The organism is Enterobacter cloacae complex sp. HYC033_NIDB, from assembly GCF_056673335.1.
Genome location: NZ_CP115123.1, coordinates 3,517,550 through 3,538,642 on the forward strand (window position 1 = coordinate 3,517,550; position 21,093 = coordinate 3,538,642).

14 protein-coding genes and 1 pseudogene are annotated in these 21,093 nt (G+C 56.9%); 6 read left to right on the forward strand and 9 right to left on the reverse strand.

Annotated features, from left to right (window positions below; translation table 11 throughout):
* Window positions 1–9 precede the first annotated feature (9 nt).
* The 6 genes from tagF to O1721_RS16880 are packed head-to-tail and all read right to left on the reverse strand — an operon-like array spanning window position 10 to window position 8,015.
* Window positions 10–726, reverse strand: a complete 717-nt coding sequence (gene tagF, locus O1721_RS16855) for a type VI secretion system-associated protein TagF (RefSeq protein WP_015570330.1) — start codon at window positions 724–726, stop codon at window positions 10–12.
* A 16-nt stretch (window positions 727–742) separates the two neighbouring features.
* Window positions 743–4,363, reverse strand: coding sequence for a type VI secretion system membrane subunit TssM (gene tssM, locus O1721_RS16860; protein ID WP_032648562.1), 3,621 nt, complete (start codon window positions 4,361–4,363; stop codon window positions 743–745).
* 2 nt (window positions 4,364–4,365) lie between these two features.
* Window positions 4,366–5,604 carry a DotU family type VI secretion system protein gene (locus O1721_RS16865; RefSeq protein ID WP_003859963.1) on the reverse strand — a complete coding sequence of 413 codons (1,239 nt, stop codon included), beginning with the start codon at window positions 5,602–5,604 and terminating at the stop codon, window positions 4,366–4,368.
* A gap of 17 nt (window positions 5,605–5,621) precedes the next feature.
* Window positions 5,622–6,965, reverse strand: a complete 1,344-nt coding sequence (gene tssK / locus O1721_RS16870) for a type VI secretion system baseplate subunit TssK (protein WP_015570328.1) — start codon at window positions 6,963–6,965, stop codon at window positions 5,622–5,624.
* A 28-nt stretch (window positions 6,966–6,993) separates the two neighbouring features.
* Window positions 6,994–7,497, reverse strand: a complete 504-nt coding sequence (gene tssJ, locus O1721_RS16875) for a type VI secretion system lipoprotein TssJ (RefSeq protein WP_022648418.1) — start codon at window positions 7,495–7,497, stop codon at window positions 6,994–6,996.
* 23 nt (window positions 7,498–7,520) lie between these two features.
* A complete protein-coding gene (locus O1721_RS16880; RefSeq protein ID WP_006810964.1) occupies window positions 7,521–8,015 on the reverse strand; it encodes a hypothetical protein in 495 nt (164 codons plus the stop codon).
* 848 nt (window positions 8,016–8,863) lie between these two features.
* Here O1721_RS16880 and O1721_RS16885 point away from each other — a divergent pair.
* The gene (locus tag O1721_RS16885; protein WP_032648564.1) at window positions 8,864–9,844 is read left to right on the forward strand and encodes a GlxA family transcriptional regulator; all 981 of its coding nucleotides are present in this window, start codon (window positions 8,864–8,866) and stop codon (window positions 9,842–9,844) included.
* A 78-nt stretch (window positions 9,845–9,922) separates the two neighbouring features.
* Window positions 9,923–10,933 carry a type I glyceraldehyde-3-phosphate dehydrogenase gene (gap, locus tag O1721_RS16890; protein ID WP_015570325.1) on the forward strand — a complete coding sequence of 337 codons (1,011 nt, stop codon included), beginning with the start codon at window positions 9,923–9,925 and terminating at the stop codon, window positions 10,931–10,933.
* Between the two features lie 87 nt (window positions 10,934–11,020).
* Here the strand turns inward: gap and O1721_RS16895 are convergent, their stop codons facing one another.
* Window positions 11,021–12,358, reverse strand: coding sequence for a carbohydrate porin (locus tag O1721_RS16895; RefSeq protein WP_023303875.1), 1,338 nt, complete (start codon window positions 12,356–12,358; stop codon window positions 11,021–11,023).
* A gap of 437 nt (window positions 12,359–12,795) precedes the next feature.
* On the opposite strand from O1721_RS16895, the gene O1721_RS16900 reads away from it, so the two are divergent.
* Window positions 12,796–14,478 carry an alpha,alpha-trehalase gene (locus tag O1721_RS16900; RefSeq protein WP_032648568.1) on the forward strand — a complete coding sequence of 561 codons (1,683 nt, stop codon included), beginning with the start codon at window positions 12,796–12,798 and terminating at the stop codon, window positions 14,476–14,478.
* Between the two features lie 90 nt (window positions 14,479–14,568).
* Here O1721_RS16900 and O1721_RS16905 read toward each other — a convergent pair whose 3' ends face one another.
* Window positions 14,569–16,671 (reverse strand): TonB-dependent siderophore receptor, encoded by a 2,103-nt coding sequence (locus O1721_RS16905; protein ID WP_032648570.1) that lies wholly within the window; start codon window positions 16,669–16,671, stop codon window positions 14,569–14,571.
* A gap of 160 nt (window positions 16,672–16,831) precedes the next feature.
* On the opposite strand from O1721_RS16905, the gene ycgR reads away from it, so the two are divergent.
* The gene (ycgR, locus tag O1721_RS16910; protein ID WP_017384309.1) at window positions 16,832–17,563 is read left to right on the forward strand and encodes a flagellar brake protein YcgR; all 732 of its coding nucleotides are present in this window, start codon (window positions 16,832–16,834) and stop codon (window positions 17,561–17,563) included.
* Window positions 17,564–17,600: 37 nt separating this feature from the next.
* Here the strand turns inward: ycgR and emtA are convergent, their stop codons facing one another.
* On the reverse strand, window positions 17,601–18,212 hold the full coding sequence (gene emtA / locus O1721_RS16915) for a membrane-bound lytic murein transglycosylase EmtA (RefSeq protein WP_032648573.1): 612 nt from the start codon (window positions 18,210–18,212) through the stop codon (window positions 17,601–17,603).
* Between the two features lie 107 nt (window positions 18,213–18,319).
* On the opposite strand from emtA, the gene ldcA reads away from it, so the two are divergent.
* Together ldcA and O1721_RS16925 are read left to right on the forward strand one after the other, a co-directional pair.
* Window positions 18,320–19,234, forward strand: coding sequence for a muramoyltetrapeptide carboxypeptidase (gene ldcA, locus O1721_RS16920; RefSeq protein ID WP_032648575.1), 915 nt, complete (start codon window positions 18,320–18,322; stop codon window positions 19,232–19,234).
* A 97-nt stretch (window positions 19,235–19,331) separates the two neighbouring features.
* Window positions 19,332–20,999 (forward strand): annotated as a pseudogene (locus tag O1721_RS16925) (potassium/proton antiporter); the annotation flags it as partial.
* Between the last annotated feature and the right edge of the window lie 94 nt (window positions 21,000–21,093).

Here is a 21,093-nt window from a genome sequence, read left to right on the forward strand (position 1 = left end):
GATCCCTGCTTATTCAAACATAGGCGGGTAAAGACCGTGGCGGCCCGGACGGGCGCCGCCTGCCGGATCGAACAGCAGCGTAAAGAGCTGCCCGGTGAAGTTTCCACTGTGGACGTGTGTGTACAGCGGATAGCCGTCGCAGCGGTTTGTCCACCAGTAGCTGGTCTGGCGCAGCGGATCAAAACACTCCGCCGCCTGCGGCCAGCCCAGCGTGCTCTGACCATCGTCGTCATAGCCAATCACGTCGAGAATGTCGGAACGCTTTTGCGGCTCAACCGGCTGGGGCGCCGGGATGGTCATCAGCATTTCATCCAGCTGGGAGGCAGAATAGCTGTTACGCACCGCGTGCAGCCCCAGACGGCCAAGCTGCTGGTACCAGCTTTCAGCCTGCCCGAGCAGGCGGGATGACCACTCGGCGGGGGTGAAGCTCAGTTGCAGGCATACCGGATAGTGGCGGCCTACGCTGTCACGGCCCGGCAGCAGGCAGCCCATCTGAATCATCTGGCTACCGAGCATCGGCGGGACGACAAAGTTCCACACCGGGGCTTTTGAAAACGGGCGCTCGCCGCTGCGCTGCTCTTCCTGTTGCCAGGCCAGCAGGCCGACCTGGAACCAGTGCGACCACTGGCGTTGCAGGGTATCCGGAAAGCGACGCTGCAAAAAATCTCCGGCGCTGGGTAATTTGCCATACCAGCTATAACGGTTCATCGCAGGGGTATTCGTCATACGGCTGTCCTTGCGGTTATGGGCATGTGAAACGGGGAAGCTGGAACGGGTTGCGGATGCTGTTCGGGGCAAACTCCAGCGTGACCTGATGTCCGTCGACGTTGAAGGTCGCCTGACGGCTCAGGCTACCCGCGCCAGGGCTGGTGCGCGCCTTGTCGAAAAAGCGGTTGAGCGCCCAGGAACCGTTAGTTACCAGCGTTGCGGTGCTGCCATTGGCCAGACCGAGCTGCATACGCACCTGGTTCGTCCCGCCCGGCCCCGGCCAGGTCATGATCTGCACCGCCTGCGGACCGTGGCTGTAGCGCAGCAGCTGGCCGTCCACGTCCAGCGTCAGGTTCAGAATGGTGTTGTCCATCCGCACGGTGCGCACCGTCACCCTGAAGGATGGCGTGGTCGCGCCGTTGGCGAAGAAGGCATCGCGGACAGACTGCGCCTGCTGGAACGGACGCAACAGCCCTTCGCTGCCCGGCAGCGTTTTACCGTCGATGCCCGGCATAAAGCGCCAGTTCGCCTGGGTGGTGTCCACCTTGTTGGTCAGGTTGTCGCGGAAAAAGGTGTCCATCAGTCCGGTGCCCGGCGCGAACATGCGGGCGAGATCGTCCGGCGTCACCTCGGTGCTGGCGCTGCGCACCAGTGGATAACGCCCGGCAATCGCCTGACGGCAGAACCCACCCACTTCCACGTTAATGCGCTTACGCACGTTCTCCAGATCGCGACGCTGGGTGTCGCTGCTGGCGCCGACGGCCATATTGCTGAACATGGTTTGCAGCCCGCCCGGCAGACGTCCCGCGCTGGCTTGCAGGCGGCTGATTGCATCGCCGCCCGGCGCGGGCATACCGCTGTTTGCCGCATCCTGAACGGCGGTCAGGTAGCGATAAAGCTCGTCAACCTGCTTAAGAAAATCGTCAAAGACGATGGTCTTGCCACCCTTCTCCAGCGGCTGCGCCAGCTCAATCATCGGCGCATAGTGGTCAGTCACCAGTTGTTCAGGCGCCTGCGTCACAACCGCGCCCTGCGTCGGGGCGTTGTCACCGTTGCTGAACAGCGCTTCCAGCGTGCGGGTGGCGCGGTTGCTTTGGTCTTCCGCTTTCTGCGCATCTTCCGGCGCTGGCGCAGTGCGCGACAGGGTCAGCACCTTGCTCAGGTTAAGCACCAGACGGCGCAGCGGCGAGTTGGTGCCTGAAAGCAGGCGCGCGGTGTTAATGCGCTGGGAAAGATCGGCGCTGTTGTTGAGCTGAATGTCAGCGAGAAAGCGATCCCAGTTGACGATAAAGTCGCGCATGTAGAGCTGGCGCACGGCGTTATCGATCTGCTGTTTATCTTCCTGGGCGGTGGTTGCTCCCAGTACCCAGGCGTCGTCCTCGTGCAGGGCGGTGGTCACGCTGTCGATCTGGTCGTTGAAGCTCTTCCAGTAGCCGTCCGGCGTATAGAGGCCCGGTACGCCCTCACTCACCGGCTTGCCGCTTTTACGGGAAAACACCAGCTCGCTCTGCGGGCCGCCGAGATCTGAAAGCGAAACCGGCTTCAGGTTCTCATCATGCTCCAGCAGACGTTTCAGGCGGCCATATACGCGTGTTGAGAGCGGCTGCTGGTTGATAAGCGCCCTTTCACGTGCCACCAGATCCTCATCCTGCGCATACGGTGAAGCCTGAATTTTTGGCTCCAGCAGCTGGGTCAGGTGCCATTCCAGCTCCTGAAGCTGCGCCTGCGTCACGTTCTGCGGCAGGTTGCGTTGCAGGTTGAGCATCACCCACGAGTGCAGGAATTTGCCGTCATAGTGCTTCGGCTGGTAGAGCATCTGATAGGCTTTCAGCGCCTCATAGCTGTACTCCACGTCGCTGCCGTTGTCGTTGCGCAGCCAGGTGGTAATGTGCATTGCCACGGCGGGCAGCAGCATCTGATCCAGCGCCTTCTGATACAAAGACTGCGAGGCATCGCTGACGTCATCCCCGCGATAAAGCCCCATACGGCGGGAAACCGGCGGGTCGTTAACGTCGAAGGCATTGCTTTTCGGCAGATCCACCAGGCTGTTAAGCAGCGGCAGAAGCACAAACAGATCGCGCTGGGGCTGGTTTTGCAGCGCCTTGCTCTGCTGCTCCAGCATCGGCACTTTTGCATCCACCTCTTCCAGATAGGCTTTATTCTTGGCGTAGCTGGTCAGCCACAGGCCACCCAGGATCACCAGCAGAGCGAGCAGCGCCGCGTAGCCGGACCACATCACCGCGCGGTTGCGTAGCTCCCACCAGCGGTTTTCCCCGGCGATGCCCGCTTCCTGGAAAATGACGTTTTGCAGCAGGTTTTTAATGAAGAAGCTTTGGCCCTTCGCGCCCGGGATCGGCGCCTCTTTGCTCACCGAATCCCAGCGCGTGCTTTCCCCCCCTTCAGGTAAGGAGAGCGCGCGGTTCAGCTCGCCCATCACGCGGTCAAACGGCATCCCTTCCTGAGTGCCACTGGCAAAGTAGATGCCGCGCGGCGAAAATTCGGTTTCGAAGTTTGAACGGGCAAAGACCGTGCTCAGGTAGTCTGCCAGCAGCGGACGCAGCGCGGCGAACTCCTGCGGGAAGAGATAGGCTTCCGCACGGGTTTTGGCGTCATGCTCTTTGAGCATGGTTTCCGGAAGGCCAGCATCCAGACGCTGTTGCAGCAGGGAAAATTCCTGCTGGAAGTTGCCCATCAGGTCGTAATCAGCGTGTTTGGTCTGCTCCCACGGCAGCGTAAAGCCCCAGATCTGGTCGCGCTGGGCTTTGTCGTAATCCGCAAACCAGGCGCGGAAGCCTTTAAGCAGGTCCGCTTTGGTCACCATCACATACACCGGGAAGCGAATACCCAGCTGTTCATGCAGCTCGGAGAGACGCTGGCGCAGGTTGACCGCCTGCTGGCGCGAGGCCTCAGCGGACTGCGAAAGCAGGTCGGAAATGCTGATGGTGATAATCACGCCGTTAATGGGCTGGCGACGGCGGTATTTACGCAGCAGGTTGATAAATTCCAGCCACTCCCCGGCGTCCTGAACCTGCTCGCTTTCCTGAGTGGTGTAGCGCCCCGCGGTATCCAGCAGAACCGCCTCGTTGGTAAACCACCAGTCACAGTTGCGCGTGCCGCCAATGCCGCGCAGCGCGGTTTTACCGAAGCGATCCGCCAGCGGGAATTGCAGCCCGGAGTTGGCCAGCGCGGTGGTTTTACCTGAACCCGGCGCGCCAATAATGACGTACCACGGCAGCTGATAGAGGTACTGTGTGCTGAAGCGCTGCGTCCACTGCGCGCCATGTCCCGCTTTGCTGAAGTGGGCTTTTTTCAGCATCTGGGCGGCTTCATCGAAACGCCCGGCAAGGATCTGCTCCTCGCTGTTCAGACGTTTCTGCGGATCGGCCGCCTCCGGGCTGGTGGTATTTTCGTTGAGCTTGTCCATCAGCTTACGGTTCAGCCAGGCGTTATACAGCCGCGGCAGAATGTGGCTCTGGGCCCAAATCAGGTAGACCACCGCAATGCTGATGACGCGGTTCTGCTCTGATTCAAGGGGCCGGGTATCCACGATGGACAACAGCGGGCCAATCATCCAGATGACCGCCGCGAGCGCCGTTACGCCCAGGAAGCTCCACAGAATGCGATTGGTCAGTATAGAAAGTAGAGTTGTCAGCATCCTTAGTTTCCTTGCGGCAATCCGTTCAGCTCGGCCTGGGTATTGTCAGGCGATACCAGCAGCGTAATCTCTACGCGGCGGTTACGGGCGCGATTTTCAGGCGTGGTGTTAGGCGCTACCGGGTTGATCTCACCCCGCCCTTCGGCTTTGACGCGCTCAGGCTGTGAGAGGCTACCCTGGAGCTGTTTTTGCACCGAACGGGCGCGCTCAAGCGAGAGTTCATAGTTAGAAGCGAAGCGTGCGCTGCGGATCGGCACATTGTCGCTGTACCCCACCACCAGAATTTTGCCGCTGACGTTATTCATCGCCTGGGCGATGCGGTCGATGACCGGCTCATAGCGATCGCGCACCACCGTTGAGGCCGAGGCAAAGAGTCCGTCCCCTTTCAGGATCACCACGCTGCGATCCGCCTCATCCTTAACGGCCACCAGACCGGCATCAATTTCTGGTTTCAGGAAGCCGCGCAGGTTCAGCACCGCCGGCAGCTGACGCGCAGGCTGCTGGATCGTGGTTTCCGGCAGTTGGGACTGGTAAATTTTCGCCAGCACCGGGCTGGTGTTATCACCCAGACGCCAGTTCAGCACGATATAGAACAGGCAGGCGATAAAGCCGACCAGCGCCACGCACGCCCAAAGAGGGATCATCGGCCGCCAGAGCTTGCGCAGAACGGGGCGATCTTCCGGGTGCGGCGAGAGCGGCGGCGGGTAGCTGCCGCGCACGCCACGGATCATCTGCCACAGGCGCTGTTTAATGGTTTCAAGCTGGGTCCGGCCATTGTCCAGCACGCGGTAGCGGCCTTCAAAGCCGAGCAGCAGACAGTAGTTGATCATCTCCAGCAGCAGAATGTGTTCGCGCGGATTCTGCGACAGACGCGCCAGCAGCTGGAAAAACTTCTCACCGCCCCAGGTTTCGTTATGAAACGTCACCAACAGACCATTGCTTGACCAGACGCCGCTGCTTCCCCACGGGGTCAGCGCGGCGGCTTCGTCCAGCGCCGTGCAGAGGCAGTAGCGCGCGCCGACAATCACTTCATACGGTAAGCCCGCCTGCTGGCATCGCACTTCGAAACGGCGAATTTCGTCAATCAGGCGCTGGCGCAGCCCGACCTGATCGTCGTGGGAAACCGAATGACGGATTTGCGGAATCGCATTGAGCAGCGGATTGGCGGCCGCCACCAGCTGATTGTTCCCACTGGCTCCGGTAAACACGGCATCACTGCCGGTATCCTGTCGTTCCTGCATATTAAGCGCTCGCTTTATTATTCTGTCGGGCTACGGATGGCCCAGAACTCCATATCGAGACCCGGGAATTCCCCTGCGAGATGCAGCGCGAATGCCCCGGACTTGTCCATCTCGTGCCACAGTTCGCTGCCCCTCTCGAGCTCGAAATAGCTGTAGCCTGCATGCCACGGGATCTGCGGCGGCGCGACGGGCATTGCCCGAAGCATGATGCCCGGCAGCTGGAGCTGGACCAGATCGCGAATTTTCGACACTGGCGCAACCTTCATCTGGGCAGGGAAATGGGTTTGCAGGTGTTCGCCGGGGACATTGGCTTTTACCGCCAGCACGAAGCCAAATTCGCGGACCATGCTGGTCTCCGGCACGGTGGCGATGTTCAGCCCGTGGGAGCGTTCGTGCAACGGCAGCTGGATGGCATGATCTTCCATGACCAGCGACAGCCCCTGACGCAGCATCAGCATCAGTTTGCTGAAGCAAACGGCGAGATCGTCATGGTCGTATACCGGCAGTATGCTCTCTGCGGTACGCTGCGGCGTCCAGGTGGCGAGCTCCGTGGCAAACGGCAGCCAGCTGCGCCAGAGCGCTTCAGGGTGAAGCAACGGCAGCGTTTTTAAATGTGAGACGTCGCCAAGGTGGCGGTTGATCAGCGAGAGAAGCGTGAACTCAACCATCTCGGACGTATTGAAACGCCCCGGCTGGCGCAGTCGACCGCCGATCTGCTGGCTACGCTGCACCAGCAAGCCGTGCAGGTCATTGATCATACCGTACAGCTGCGGGCTGTTATTGGCGTTCAGCATTGGCGGAATGTAGCTGTTATCCAGCCGCACGTGGTTGTCGTTGCGCTTTTCGGTGACGTACGCCACGCCGATGGCGGTCCATTCTGCCGTCAGATCTTTCTCCAGCATCAGGGTCAGACGCAGGCGGCCAAACTGGACCGTCGCCTCCCCAACCGACATGGCGTTGTCGTCTTCCACCTCTTGTTCAAAGGTAATAAAACGCGCCAGAGAAGACTGCTCCTCGCTGAAAATCACCTCTTCACGGCCACCGCGACGAACCGGCAGCGCAAGCACCACCTTTTCATTGGTGAGATTATCGGGGATTTTTAGCGGAGCCGGACCGTTGCGGTCGCTGCGAACCTGGAAAAAGGTGCCGTCAGGCAGCAAACCGCTACAGTAGCTCAGGGCAATACAGCCCTGGCGTAGCATCGCTTCATCCAGCTCAAGGTCGAGAAAGCCCCAGAGATACGATCGCTGCAAGGCCCCCCACTCACGAACGTGGTTGAGGAGGTAACTTTCTGTCCGCTGAAAATGGTGGGGACGCAGGAACATGCCCTCGGTCCAGACGACCTTTTCTGCTTTCGTCATGATGATCTCTTTCCTGTTATGAAGGGCGTTACTGGCTGATGACCCGGATACCATTTACGTCAAGAAAGACGCTGGCCTGGAGTTCATCTGCGGACCATTTCCAGAACTGGTAAATCGCGTTTTCGCCGGGAACAGGCAAAGGAAGTGAGACGCGCCATTTTTTGCCGTCCAGCGCCTGGTATTCCGCCATCACGCCGATATAGCGCGCTTCCGGTGAGCTTTGTCCGCTCAGGGTTTTCGAAAGCTGGCCCGGCATCAGGAAGAACACATCGCTGTTCAGCAGATTCGCGCCAAGCGTGGCTGACGCGTTGTTCTGTAAGGAGTAGAAGTCACTGGACATGAAATCCGCATCGGATTTCAGCAGCAACACTCTGACCTTAAGCGGTGCAGAATCATTGATTTGAGGATGAGCCTGAAACTGAAGATTGTAGCGGGAGGGGTCGCTGTGTGAAGACGACGTACAACCACCGATCAGCGCGAGAATCAACGCAAAAAAAGGGAACCACATCCGATGAAAATTTTTATTATTCATAAAAATATGCTCGTGAAACCCGTTTAGTTCAGGATCCAGGTACCGTTCGCGCTGTCTTTGCAGGCTTTGCTGTTGCCATCGACATCAACACAGGTGGTTTTCTTACGCGCTTTCGGGCGCAGTGCCTGTTTACGCACGGTGGCTTCGTACTGGTCAGCCTTGATCACTGCACGCATCGGCACGTAACCAATCAGCTGTTCACTCCCTTCATCGGCCAGCGCCATCCAGAAATGTTCAACCTGCCCCAGCACAACGTAAGTTTTGCCGGTCTCAAGCGTACGGATCACTTTTCCGCCGTAGTCAGGACGGCTCATCAGGGATGCCGGGTACATGGCACGGTACGGTTCATTCACCTGAGTGAACTCCGCCGGAGGGGTAACAGCGTGACGGTGCGTCAGCGTGATGCCATTCACCTGGCTGGTCACAATCGTATCATCGGTGATCGCTGGTTTCTGCGGCGCCTTACAGCCCGCCACCGCCATAACAAACAGAAGTGATAACAATACGCGCAGTTTCATATGCTTTTCCGTAGCGATATTTAGAGGATGAAGAGAGGGGATAAAATTTGACTTAGGTGCTATTGTTAAAATAGTCGGAATATTTTCAGCAGGTAACTATTTTAAGGCATAGCTACCGCACGAACCCGACAGAAATGGGCCCAGCATGCTCCTGACATATTTTGACAAACGGTAGACAAGTTTACATGAGCTTGTCATCAATTCAATATTTCCCACCTGCTTAATGGCGTTTAATGATACGCCCAATGCATTATAGGATTAATCTCATAAAAAATGCGCACTTAGGTAAAATCGTCTTTTTCTTAGACAGATTTCGAGCATAACTCTATGAAAATTAATGGCTAAACAGGAAAAAGAGAACCACTATCATTAACGTAACCCCTTATTATCTCCACTACCATAATTAGTAGAATTTCATTTTTTCTGTGCGCTGCGGGATATATCTGGGATATTTTCATTGTTGCATTCAGAAGATAACTTTTATTGTGCACGAGCGTCCCGCATAAACAAATGGCGGCTAAGAAAATGGCAGAAATTTAATTTCGCGATCCGAAATAACCTGAGCAAAATTCCCCTTTGGGGTTATTTTTTGCACCTAAACAATTAAGCCCGGCTACATCTTTTTGCTCTCTCATCGTTCAGCGCGCTCCCTTGCAGCCCATAAACTGGGGGGGTTCAGCGGCGCTGACAGTGAACCTCACGCAAGAAGTTTTACCGTTACTACATATTTATTTTACTTCTTCCCAACATCTGCCGTTCTACTCTTTCACCCGGCACGCCTCATTTGTCTCTTCTACAATGTTCGCCTGCCGCTTGACTTATTTTGTGATAAAGGTACTTTTCAGGACATGAAGAAGATCCTGATTATCGTTCCCGATGGTGGCATGTTGTTTGAGGCCGCCGGTATCGCCGACATTCTGATGCAGGCCAACCGGCTGCACCCGGACGGCCTTGAGCAGCCCCGCTACCGCATCATTATCGCCACCACCCAGCCTCACCTGGTGATCCACGGCCAGTCCGGCTTAAACCTGCTGGCGGACTATCGCCTGCCGGAGCTGGATCCGCGCGAGCCGCTGGACACGATCATCATTACCGGTCGCGGCATGAATGAGCAGGAGAGCACCGCCGTGGTGGACTGGCTGCACCTGGCCGCGCCGCATGCGCGCCGCGTCGCCTCTGTCTGCGGCGGGGCCCTGCTGCTGGCACAGGCCGGACTGCTCGACGGGCGCCGGGCAACGACCCACTGGCGGCTGCTGGAAACCCTGAAAACCCGCTATCCTGCGGTCAACGTTGAGGGCGGCCCGCTCTATGTTCAGGATGGCCCCGTCTGGACGTCCGGCGGCGTCAGCTCCGGGTTTGACCTGACGCTGGCGCTGGTGGAGGATGATTACGGCTTCACCCTCGCCCGCAACGTGGCGCAGGATATGGTGATGTACCTGCGTCGGCCTGGCGGCCAGCTACAGTTCAGCCGCTATAATCTGGAGCAGTCCGGCGCGAGCGGACCGGTCAGCGAACTGCAAAGCTGGATCCTGCAAAACCTCACCGCAGATTTGTGCGTCGAAAGGCTGGCCGAACGGGTCGCCATGAGCCCGCGCAATTTTACCCGCGTGTTTACGCGTGACGTGGGCGTGCCTCCGGCCCGTTATGTCACCGAAGCGCGCCTGGCCGCCGCCCGACAGCTTCTGGAGCAGACCCAGGATCCGCTTGAGGTCATTGCCGAAAAAAGCGGGTTTGGTACCAGCATCAACCTGCGCCGCGTTTTTGAAAAGCAGCTTCATCTCACGCCGGGCGAATATCGCCAGCGCTTCCACTGCCGCAGAATGGCGTAATCTGATCCTTTTTTGTCATTTACGCCATCCGACCTGACGCCTACAGTAACTCCAGACAACACAGATAAGGAGTGCATCATGGTTAAGGTCGGTATTAACGGTTTCGGCCGTATCGGACGTAATGTCCTGCGCGCGGCGCTGGGCAACCCGGATCTCCAGATTGTGGCCATTAACGATCTGACGGACAGTAAAACCCTCGCCCATCTGCTGAAATATGACTCTCTGCTCGGCACGCTGCCAGTGCCCGTTGAAGCGGCAGACGGCGCGCTACAGGTTGACGGGCAACGCATCACCGTATTCAGTGAACGCGACCCGGCAAACATTGCGTGGAAAGACGCAGGCGTTGAGGTGGTAATCGAAGCTACCGGCTTCTTCACCGAACGTGAAAAAGCGGCGGTGCATATCACGAGCGGCGGCGCAAAACGCGTCATTATTTCCGCCCCGGCTAAAAATGATGATCTGACGGTGGTGATGGGCGTCAACCACACGCTGTACGATCCGGCCCAGCATTTTGTGGTCAGCAACGGGAGTTGCACCACTAATGGTCTGGCGCCAGCGGCGCAGGTGCTGCACCAGCAGTTTGGCATTGAGCACGGGCTGATGAACACCACGCATGCCTACACCAACAGCCAGGCGCTGCATGACCAGCCGGAAAAAGATCTGCGCGGCGCGCGCGCGGCAGCATTATCCATTGTGCCTTACTCCAGCGGCGCGGCAAAAGCGCTCGGGAAAGTGATCCCAGAGCTTGACGGTAAACTCACCGGGTATTCCCTGCGCGTGCCGGTTCCGGTGGTGTCGATTGTCGATCTGACGGTGACGCTGAGCCGCAACGTGACCGCCGAAGAGGTGAATGACGCGTTCCGTCAGGCTGCCGCCAGCGGGCCGCTGAAAGGCATCCTGGGCTACAGCGATGAACCGCTGGTCTCCCGTGATTATCAGGGCGACCCGCGCTCATCCATCATCGACGGGCTTTCAACGCTGGTGATTGGCGGGAATATGGTGAAGATCCTGTCGTGGTATGACAACGAGTGGGGCTTCTCGAACCGTCTGGTGGATCTGGCGGTGCTGATGGATAAGAAAGGGTTGTAGCCGATCGTATTGCCGGGTGACGCTTGCGCATACCCGGCCTGCAAAATGGCCCCTCTGCCTGCTAACAGAGGGGCATCATGACACTCTTCAGAAATAATATTTAAACCGCACACGACCGCCATAACGATCGTCGTTCTTATCGCTTCCCTTTTTCGGCGACGCGTTCACCCACGAAGCGTAGGCGCCCAGGTAAATGTTAAAGTTCTTCATCTTCATTACGTTGGGAATAAGGTACGACGCATGGACAGTGTGAATATCATACTCACCCGGATCGGTGATCCAGCAATCATTCTCACACTCTGCGTCAAAGGTTGAAGTGTTAAATTCGTCGATTTCGTTATGCGCATAAATATAGCCCAGCTCAGCGTTACGCCACAGGGCATTGACGCCGGAGGTGAAGTCCGTTTCGTCTGCGGCGTCAAGATACGCTGTGTTGAGATTCACGACTATGCCATCCTCAGGATCGGCTTTCAGACCATCCCAGGTCATGGTGAATCCGTAACCGGTGCGGTCAGACTGATCGACCCAACGACCCGCGTCATCCCGATAGCCATAAGCATTGTTGACCAGATTGGTTTCCATGGCGACGGCCGTTGAGAACGGGCCGTCCTGCCACGAAATAACTGGCCGGACATAGGCGACGTTCTTATCATTTTCCAGTTCCGCGCCATGGTAGCGCTGGTCGACGTACAGATCGCTGCCGTCTTTGAACAGCGTATTCAGCTCGAAATACCAGTTATCCAGCGTTTTACTCATCAGGAAGTTACCGCCGCTGTCGGTACGGCCACGCCCCTCTTTCAGCATATAAATGTAACCATAGCCGTCGCTATAAAGATCGTCCGCTGTATTGCCCGAGTATTCAACAAAGGTATCCTGGTTGAGCGGGAACATATCGTAGGCTTCAAAACGTCCAACTTTAATTTCCCAGTCGTTTTCTGCGCCAAAGAAAAATACCGCATCATCAAGGTACATTTGCCCTGCCAAATCGCCCAGTGGTTGTACAGAAAATCCGGAAAAATGGCCGTTATCCATTTTTCGATAACCATCAAACCCCAGCAAAATACGACCATTAATATCCCACCGTTCTTTATCTCCCGGTGCCCAGTCGCTATTAGCACTTTGCTTAACAGAAGTCAGACTGCCGGTTTTGCTGGCAGCATCCATATTAAATTCCACATCGCCATAAAATTTTATATCTCCAAAGCCCGAAAGCGTCAGCTTCGGTGGTGCGTCTTTATTGACGGGCTCTTCTGACTGGACGACCACGGGAGCAGCCTGCTGACTGGCCGCCTGCTGTTGTTTCAACGCCTCGATTTGCGCCTCCAGTTGCGCCAGTTTTTCATCTACGCTCGTCGCGCTTTGTGCCGCAAAAAGAGAGCCAGAACAGAGTGCCCCCACGAGGACAACCATTTTTTTAAATTGCATAGAATCCATCCTGAAATAAAAGTGAATACCCAAAGTGATGGGCCACTCTATTTCGTCTAAATGCTTTTCGGCAGGCTATTATGTTTTTTGTTATGTCGGTTATGTTTTTTACTTTGTGTGACCTTCACGGAAAGTTATTCGCGGAATGTAATAAAGAAACACAATCCCGCTCACAGAATTAAAAAAGGTTGCAACCCATAAGCCTGGTCAATATTCATGGCGTGCCCTGACAGGATATTTAATTAAAATCATTCCCCAAAAAACATTCCCCGAGTAAATAGTTTTCGGCGCGCTTCTCACGTCCGGGCGCGGCGGTAAATTGTCTGGTAATGCGCAAAATGGGATATCTAACACGCGAAGCGGGCAATATTCGTCTAAGGTTTTCAGGTGATTGACGACAGCGGTGACGCTGCCCAGCGACGAATGGAGATGAACCGATGATAAAAACTCGAATGCTACGCCCTGGCTTGTTACACCTTACGTTGGCAGGCGCCCTACTCGGTGTTACCGCATTTGGTTATGCTGAAGACCAGCCAACGAGCCAGCAAAGCTCACCTGATATTCTCCTTGGCCCCCTCTTTAATGAAGTACAGAGTGCCAAACTGTTCCCGGATCAGAAAACCTTCGCGGATGCCGTTCCCAAAAGCGACCCGCTAACCATCCTGGCGGATTACCGGATGCAGCATACCCAGTCCGGTTTTGACCTGCGCCACTTCGTGGAGATGAACTTTATCCTGCCGAAGGAAGGTGAGAAATACGTTCCCCCTGAGGGCCAGAGCCTGCGCGAACACATAGACGATCTGTGGCCTGTACTGACCCGCACCACTGACAAAGCGAACAAATGGGACTCCCTCCTGCCCCTGCCAAAGCCCTATGTCGTGCCGGGAGGACGCTTCCGCGAAGTCTATTACTGGGACAGCTATTTCACCATGCTGGGCCTGGCCGAGAGCGGCCACTGGGATAAGATCGGCGACATGGTGGACAACTTCGCTTACGAGCTTGATACCTGGGGCCATATCCCTAACGGTAACCGCAGCTACTACCTGAGCCGCTCTCAGCCGCCGTTCTTCTCGCTGATGGTGGAATTGCTGGCCACGCATGACAGCGACGCGTTGAAGAAATACCGTCCGCATATGGAGAAAGAGTACGCTTACTGGATGGAGGGGGCTGATGGGCTCCAGGCTGGTCAGGCGAACAAACGCGTGGTGAAACTGGATGACGGCTCGATCCTCAACCGCTACTGGGACGATCGGGACACGCCGCGCCCTGAGTCGTGGCTGGATGACGTGACCACCGCCAAAAATAACCCTAACCGTCCGGCCACCGAGATTTACCGCGATCTGCGCTCTGCCGCGGCCTCGGGCTGGGATTTCAGCTCCCGCTGGATGGACGATCCACAGAAGCTGGGTACCATCCGCACCACCAGCATCGTGCCGGTGGATCTGAATGCGCTGATGTTTAAGATGGAAAAACTGCTGGCCCGCGCCAGTCAGGAAGACGGCGATAACGCCAGTGCAAGTAAATATGACGCGCTGGCCTCCGCACGTCAGAAAGCCATGGAAAGCCACCTGTGGAACGATAAAGAGGGCTGGTATGCGGATTACGATCTGAAAACCGGGAAGGTGCGTAATCAGCTGACGGCCGCAGCCCTCTTCCCGCTGTATGTGAAGGCCGCATCACAGGATCGCGCCGATAAAGTGGCCGCAGCCGCGTCGTCACGCCTGCTGAAACCGGGCGGTATTTCTACCACCACCATCAACAGCGGGCAGCAGTGGGATGCGCCGAACGGCTGGGCGCCGTTGCAGTGGGTAGCGGTGGAAGGGTTGCAGAACTATGGTCAGCAGAAAGTGGCGATGGACGTAACCTGGCGTTTCCTGAAAAACGTTCAGCATACCTACGATCGCGAGAAGAAACTGGTTGAGAAGTACGATGTCTCTTCGACCGGTACCGGCGGTGGCGGCGGTGAGTATCCGTTGCAGGACGGTTTCGGCTGGAGTAACGGCGTGACGCTCAGGATGCTGGACATGGTCTGCCCGAAAGAGAAGCCGTGCGACAGCGTACCGGAGAATCAGCCTGCGGCAAACGATGATGTTGCACCTGCGAAACAGGCGGCGCAGTAGCGCCCCTCACCCTGCCCCTCTCCCCGGTGGGGCGAGGGGATGGTTCCGTGCAATAGATTGGCCCGGTAGCGAAGCGCCACCGGGCTTTTTTCAGAAGCTGTAACTCGCCCCGACCTGGAACGTGCGGTCACGGCCTATCCAGCAGTTGGTCGCGTCATAACAGGTGAGCGTCTCTTTGTTGGTGATGTTCTGCGCGCTCGCTTTCAGCGTCAGTCCCTCCAGCGATGGCGCCAGCTCGCCCATGCGGTAAGATGCCGCCAGATCGTATTGCGTCGTACCGCCCAGCTTGCCTGCGTCGTTGGCTGGCGAGATCTCCATCGGCCCGGTGTAGCGTGCCCCTGCCCCCAGCGTTAACCCTCTCAGCGGCGTGCTGTCAAAGGTGTAATCCCCCCACAGATTAAAGGCGTTCTCAGGGACCTGCGTCGGTCGTTTGCCCTGGTACTTGTCATCTTCGGTATTGATGGCGTGGGTGTAGGCATAGTTGGCAATCAGCGTCAGGTTATCCGTTGGACGACTCATAGCGGAAAGCTCCGCGCCTTTCGATTCCACTTCCCCGGTCTGGCGATAGTTGAGGAAGCCCGGATCGCTGGTCACCACATTTTTCTGACGAATGTTAAACACCGAGGCGGTGAAGGTGGTTGCGTATTCCGCCAGCAGGTATTTCACCCCACCCTCCACCTGCTTGCTGGTGGTGGGCTTAACGTCTTTCGCGGTCAGAGTGCCCTGCGGCGATACCGGGGCGAACCCTTCCGAATAGCTGATAAACGGCGAGAGACCATTGTCAAAGGCATAAAGCGCGCCCAGTCGCTTAGTGAGGCGATCCTGCGATACCCATGCTTTGTCACCGTTTTGCAGATAGTTGGTGGTGACGGAACGGTAGTCGTCATAGCGCAGGCTGGCCAACACGTTCAGCCCGCCAAACGCAATCTGATCCTGGAGGTAATAGCCATTCTGCTGATAGCTGAGACGGTTTTTCTGCGCGGTTTCAAGCCCCAGCGCATCGTTATCGATCTGCGAGTGATCCGGATTACGCATATCGATACCCGGTGTGGACGAGGCGTAACGATAATGGAAGTGAGAGTTCAGCTTCTGGTAGTCAAAGCCCGCCAGCAGATGATGTTTCCAGTCCCCCAGCGCGACGGTTCGGGTGACCTGGTTATCAATGTTGAAGCTCTGTAAATCTTCATCCGTGGTATAGGCGAAGCGGTTAAGCTGGTAGACCTCGCTGCCCGTCCCGGTTGAATAGGCGCTGCGCTGGTGGGTGTCCACGTCAAAGTAGCGCGCTTTCTGGCTAAAGCCCCAGCCACTGTCAAACTCATGTTCAAAGCTGTAGCCCAGCATCCACTGACGCTGCTTAAAGCCGCTCCACTCATCCCCGGCATAGTCACGACGATCGGCGTATTTAGACCGTAGATAGCTTAGCGGCATCGGATCAGACGGCGTCAGGCTCGGCGTATTTTGCGCCAGCGCGTCAATGGTCAGGCGCGTTTTGTCATCCGGCTGCCAGGTCACGGAGGGGGCCACCAGATAGTTTTCATAGCGCGTAGTGTGCGCCTGTTCGTCACTCTCTGTCGCTTTACCCAGCAGGCGATAGTTCCAGTCGCTGGTCGCAATCTGCCCCGTGGAATCCAGGTACCCCTCTTTAAGATTGCGGTTTCCGGTGTTAAAGCCCAGTTCTGTTTTCGCCTCTTTCTGCGGCTTTTTACTCTGAATATTGACCAGCCCGCCCGGGGAGCCACCGCCATACAGCACGGATGACGGCCCCTTCAGGATATCGACGCTCTCAATCAGCAGCGGATCGATTCGCGCTTTAGTGTTCCCGGTGACGTTATAGGGAAGTTGCAGGCCGTTGTAGAACTCCTGCTCGACGTTGAACCCGCGGATTTTGTACTCGCTCATGTAAGAGGTGCTCCCGCGCACCTCCGTGGAAACGCCCGGCGCATAGCGCAGGATCTCGTTTACCGAACTGGCGTGCCGCTGCTCAATCTCTTTAGCGGCAATGGTGTTGATCACCTGCGGCGTTTTACTTTCCGCGACGGCTGATTTCGTGGCGCTGTTGGTCCAGGCAGGGAGCGCGCTGCCCTGCTCTGTACCGGTCACCACGATGGTGGGTTCTTCTGCAAAAGCCTGTGTTTGCAATGCCAGCGTGACGGCGCCTGCCAACGCGCATAACGCAAAACGTGAGGTGCTCATAGTGTCGTCTTGTTATTAGATGGTATTGGGAACGCCAATTATTATCATTTCCATTAGCAAATCAATATCGGCGGAGAAAAACAGATCGTTTGTATTAAGTTTCATGCCAGCGTGCCGATAACCCAGAGACAGTCTGTCATCTATCGAGGAGCCATCTGGCGTGAGTAGCTACAGTGAGCAGTTCCTGAAACAAAATCCGCTGGCTGTATTAGGGGTGTTACGCGACCTGAAAAAGGGCGAGGTGCCGCTGCGCATCAACTGGTCAACCAGCCAGTTTATCAGCAAGATCCTGGACGTGACGGCAGAACACCTGATCGTGGATCTGGGTAGCCAGAGCGAAGAAAACCGTGCCGCGCTCCAGGCAGAAAACCTCTCGGTGATGGCCGAAACGCAGGGGGCTAAAGTCGAGTTTATACTGCCCCGCCTGACCACGATCGCGTACCAGGGTTTGCCTGCGTTTATCGCTCCCCTGCCCGCTAACCTCTGGTTCGTGCAACGCCGCGAGTTTTTTCGCATCAGCGCCCCGCTTCACCCGGCCTATTTCTGTAAGGCAAAAATGCCGGACAAAAAAGAGATCCGCTTTCGTCTCTTCGACCTGTCACTGGGCGGGATGGGCGCGTTAATGGATACGCCGAAGCCGGAAGGACTGGTGGAAGGCATGCGTTTTAGTCAGATTGAGCTGGATATGGGCGGATGGGGACGCTTCTGGTTTGACGCCCAGCTGATTGCCATCAGCGAGCGTAAGGTGGTGGACAGCAAAAACGAAACCATTACCACGCCGCGACTGAGCTTTCGCTTTCTGAATGTCGGGCCAGGCGCCGAACGCGAACTACAGCGCATCATCTTCTCACTGGAGCGTGAAGCGCGGGAACGCGCGAACAAAGTGCGCTGAAAGGCGTCGGGCAGCATGCAGCCGCCCGACAAAGGCGTTACATGGCGTCCATCGCTTTCTGTACTTTCCAGATATAACGTGGAGCCTGTACTGACGGATGATTCTTCACCACGTGCTCGAAGAATTCATCTTTATCCATATCGTTAATCTCTTCTATCGCCTCTTTGCGATCGGATGAGAAGGTTCGGAGCAGCGCGCCGGCTCCGTTAACGTACGACACCACCAGCGCATATTGCATCACTTCCGGATCGTCAATCCCCTTCAGAATGCCATGCTCGAGAATGCTCAGGTAAGCGGTTCCCATAGAGATATTACGTTCCGGGTTTTTCAGCTCGCTGGTGGATGGCTGTCCCTTCCAGCCCATGTAGCGATAGACCTCTCTTCCCGCCGTCGAGGCTTTTAACTGCATCAGCCCCACCGCATTCGATTTACTCACCAGCGTCGGGTTGCCGCCGGACTCCACGGCAATGATCGCCGTGATCAGACGCGGGCTCACGCCCCAGGCCTTCCCGGCTTGTTCGCTGATCGGCATCCACTGCATGGCCCGCTTTACCGGCACTTCAGGGTTCCAGGGGGGATTTTGATAATCATGTTTTGAACTACAGCCAGCGAGCAGCACAATCAAAAAAGCAAACCATCTCAATTTCACGTCATCTATCCTTATAGCCGGTCATCGCGGTACGTCGCCCCTTGAAGCAGGCGGCGTATAAGCGGCATGATATAGACAATTAGATTCTCATTCAGCAAGGAATTGCCATGCCTCAGTTTCATCTCATCGCACCGTCAGGCTACTGCATCAACCAGGAGGCGGCACAGCGGGGCGTTCAGCGCCTGCTGGAAATGGGCCATCAGGTAGAAAATCAGACTATTATCCCCCGCCGTATGCAGCGTTTTGCCGGTACGGAGGCGCAGAGACTGAGCGATATCAACAGCCTGGCGACGCTGGAAGGTGAAAACACTATTGTGCTGGCCGTGCGCGGCGGCTATGGCGCAAGCCGGCTGCTGGAGAGCATCGACTGGGCCGGGCTGGCCGCGCGCCAGCAGCAGGATCCGCTGTTAATCTGCGGACACAGCGATTTCACGGCGATCCAGCTCGGCCTGCTTGCGTTGCATAACGTCATTACCTTTAGCGGCCCGATGCTGGCCGGCAACTTTGGTGCGCCGGAGCTGGATGCATTTACGCAGGACCATTTCTGGCGCGCCCTGCAAAACCCGACGTTCACCGTCGAGTGGCAAGGCAATGGACCGCACTGGGAATGTGAAGGACAGCTGTGGGGCGGCAACCTCGCGATGCTGGTGTCGCTGATTGGAACGCCGTGGCTGCCGCAGATCACGGACGGCATACTGGTGCTGGAAGATATCAACGAACACCCGTTCCGCGTCGAACGTATGCTGTTGCAGCTGTATCACGCCGGGATCCTGGATCGGCAGTCGGCCATTGTGCTGGGCAGTTTTAGTGGTTCAGCCCCCAACGATTACGATGCGGGCTATTCCCTGGAGACGATGATTGATTTCATTCGTTCCCGGCTGGATATCCCGGTGATCGCCGGTCTGGATTTCGGCCATGAGCAGCAAACCGTTACGCTGCCGCTGGGTGCCCAGGCGCACCTTGTACACGATAATTCAGGCAGTCGGTTAACAATCAGCGGTCATCCGGTCTTAAAGGCATAAAAAAGCCGTTATTCCCCCTCAATAAAACGCAGTTAACGTTGTTATTATGTTAGGGTTTTAATAACAGCGTTCACATTGAGGTGGGAGTAAGACGACATTGGGTGCCACAGCGATAATCAGTCTTTTCATTCTGGGTTCCATCCTGGTAACCTTTAGCATTTTATTAAGTTCATTTTCATCGCGTCTTGGCATACCTATTCTTGTCATTTTCCTGGCTATCGGCATGCTTGCCGGGATCGACGGTATCGGCGGTATCCCCTTCGATAATTACCCTTTCGCCTATATGGTGAGTAACCTCGCGCTGGCGGTGATTCTGCTGGACGGCGGAATGCGCACCCAGGCAAGTTCGTTTCGCGTTGCCTTAGGCCCGGCGCTGTCTCTGGCGACCGTCGGCGTGCTGATCACCTCCGGCCTGACCGGCATGATGGCGGCCTGGCTGTTTAACCTCGATATAATGGAAGGCCTGCTGATTGGCGCGATTGTCGGCTCTACCGATGCGGCGGCGGTTTTCTCACTGCTCGGCGGCAAGGGGCTGAACGAACGCGTTGGCTCCACGCTTGAGATTGAATCCGGCAGTAACGATCCGATGGCGGTGTTCCTGACCATTACCCTGATTGAGATGATCCAGCAGCACGAAACCGGCCTGAGCTGGATGTTCGCCTGGCACATCCTCCAGCAGTTTGGCCTCGGGATTATCATTGGTCTCGGCGGCGGTTACCTGTTACAGCATACGATTAACCGTATTACGCTGCCTTCCGGCCTTTATCCGCTGCTGGCCCTGAGCGGCGGGATCCTGATCTTTGCCGTCACCACCGCGCTGGACGGCAGCGGTATTCTGGCGGTTTACCTTTGCGGTTTCCTGTTGGGCAACCGACCGATTCGCAACCGTCACGCCATCTTGCAGAACTTCGACGGTCTGGCCTGGCTGGCGCAGATCGCCATGTTCCTGGTGCTGGGCCTGCTGGTGACGCCGTCGGACCTGCTGCCTATCGCCGTGCCGGCGCTGCTTTTGTCGGCCTGGATGATCTTCTTCGCCCGTCCGCTGTCGGTGTTTGCCGGGCTGCTGCCGTTCCGCGGGTTTAACCTGCGTGAGCGGATATTTATCAGTTGGGTGGGGCTGCGCGGCGCGGTGCCGATTATTCTGGCAGTGTTCCCTATGATGGCCGGGCTGGACAACGCCCGTCTGTTCTTCAACGTCGCCTTCTTCGTAGTGCTGGTGTCGCTGCTATTCCAGGGGACGTCGCTGGGCTGGGCGGCGAAAAAAGCCAAAGTGGTGGTACCGCCCATTGGCTGGCCGGTCTCCCGCGTGGGGCTGGATATTCACCCTGAGAATCCCTGGGAACAGTTTGTCTACCAGCTAAGCGCCGATAAGTGGTGCGTGGGCGCATCCCTGCGCGATCTGCATATGCCCGCTGAAACGCGCATTGCCGCCCTGTTCCGGGATAACGCCCTGCTTCACCCGACCGGCAGCACGCGGCTGCGTGAGAACGATATCCTCTGCGTGATTGGCCGCGAGCGCGACCTACCTGCCCTAGGCAAGCTCTTCAGCCAGTCGCCCCCGGTGGCGCTGGATCAGCGTTTCTTCGGCGATTTTATCCTCGAAGCCAGCGCCCGCTTTGCGGATGTGGCGCTGATTTATGGCTTGGAAGGTGGACTGGAGAATCGCGATAACCAGCAAACCCTGGGTGAGATTATTCAGCAATTATTAGGGGCTGCGCCGGTCGTCGGTGACCAGGTGGAGTTTGCCGGGATGATCTGGACGGTAGCGGAGAAAGAAGATAACGCGGTGCGCAAAGTCGGCGTAAGGCCGATGGAGGAGGAGGCGGAGTAGCTGCTTTTTTGCCGGGTGGCGCTAACGC

Excerpts from the sequence above, each read along its gene's own strand:
- tagF (WP_015570330.1), bottom strand. The coding sequence starts at position 726 with ATGACGAATACCCCTGCGATGAACCGTTATAGCTGGTATGGCAAATTA.
- tssM (WP_032648562.1), bottom strand. The coding sequence starts at position 4,363 with ATGCTGACAACTCTACTTTCTATACTGACCAATCGCATTCTGTGGAGC.
- O1721_RS16865 (WP_003859963.1), bottom strand. The coding sequence starts at position 5,604 with ATGCAGGAACGACAGGATACCGGCAGTGATGCCGTGTTTACCGGAGCC.
- tssK (WP_015570328.1), bottom strand. The coding sequence starts at position 6,965 with ATGACGAAAGCAGAAAAGGTCGTCTGGACCGAGGGCATGTTCCTGCGT.
- tssJ (WP_022648418.1), bottom strand. The coding sequence starts at position 7,497 with ATGAATAATAAAAATTTTCATCGGATGTGGTTCCCTTTTTTTGCGTTG.
- O1721_RS16880 (WP_006810964.1), bottom strand. The coding sequence starts at position 8,015 with ATGAAACTGCGCGTATTGTTATCACTTCTGTTTGTTATGGCGGTGGCG.
- O1721_RS16885 (WP_032648564.1), top strand. The coding sequence starts at position 8,864 with ATGAAGAAGATCCTGATTATCGTTCCCGATGGTGGCATGTTGTTTGAG.
- gap (WP_015570325.1), top strand. The coding sequence starts at position 9,923 with ATGGTTAAGGTCGGTATTAACGGTTTCGGCCGTATCGGACGTAATGTC.
- O1721_RS16895 (WP_023303875.1), bottom strand. The coding sequence starts at position 12,358 with ATGCAATTTAAAAAAATGGTTGTCCTCGTGGGGGCACTCTGTTCTGGC.
- O1721_RS16900 (WP_032648568.1), top strand. The coding sequence starts at position 12,796 with ATGATAAAAACTCGAATGCTACGCCCTGGCTTGTTACACCTTACGTTG.
- O1721_RS16905 (WP_032648570.1), bottom strand. The coding sequence starts at position 16,671 with ATGAGCACCTCACGTTTTGCGTTATGCGCGTTGGCAGGCGCCGTCACG.
- ldcA (WP_032648575.1), top strand. The coding sequence starts at position 18,320 with ATGCCTCAGTTTCATCTCATCGCACCGTCAGGCTACTGCATCAACCAG.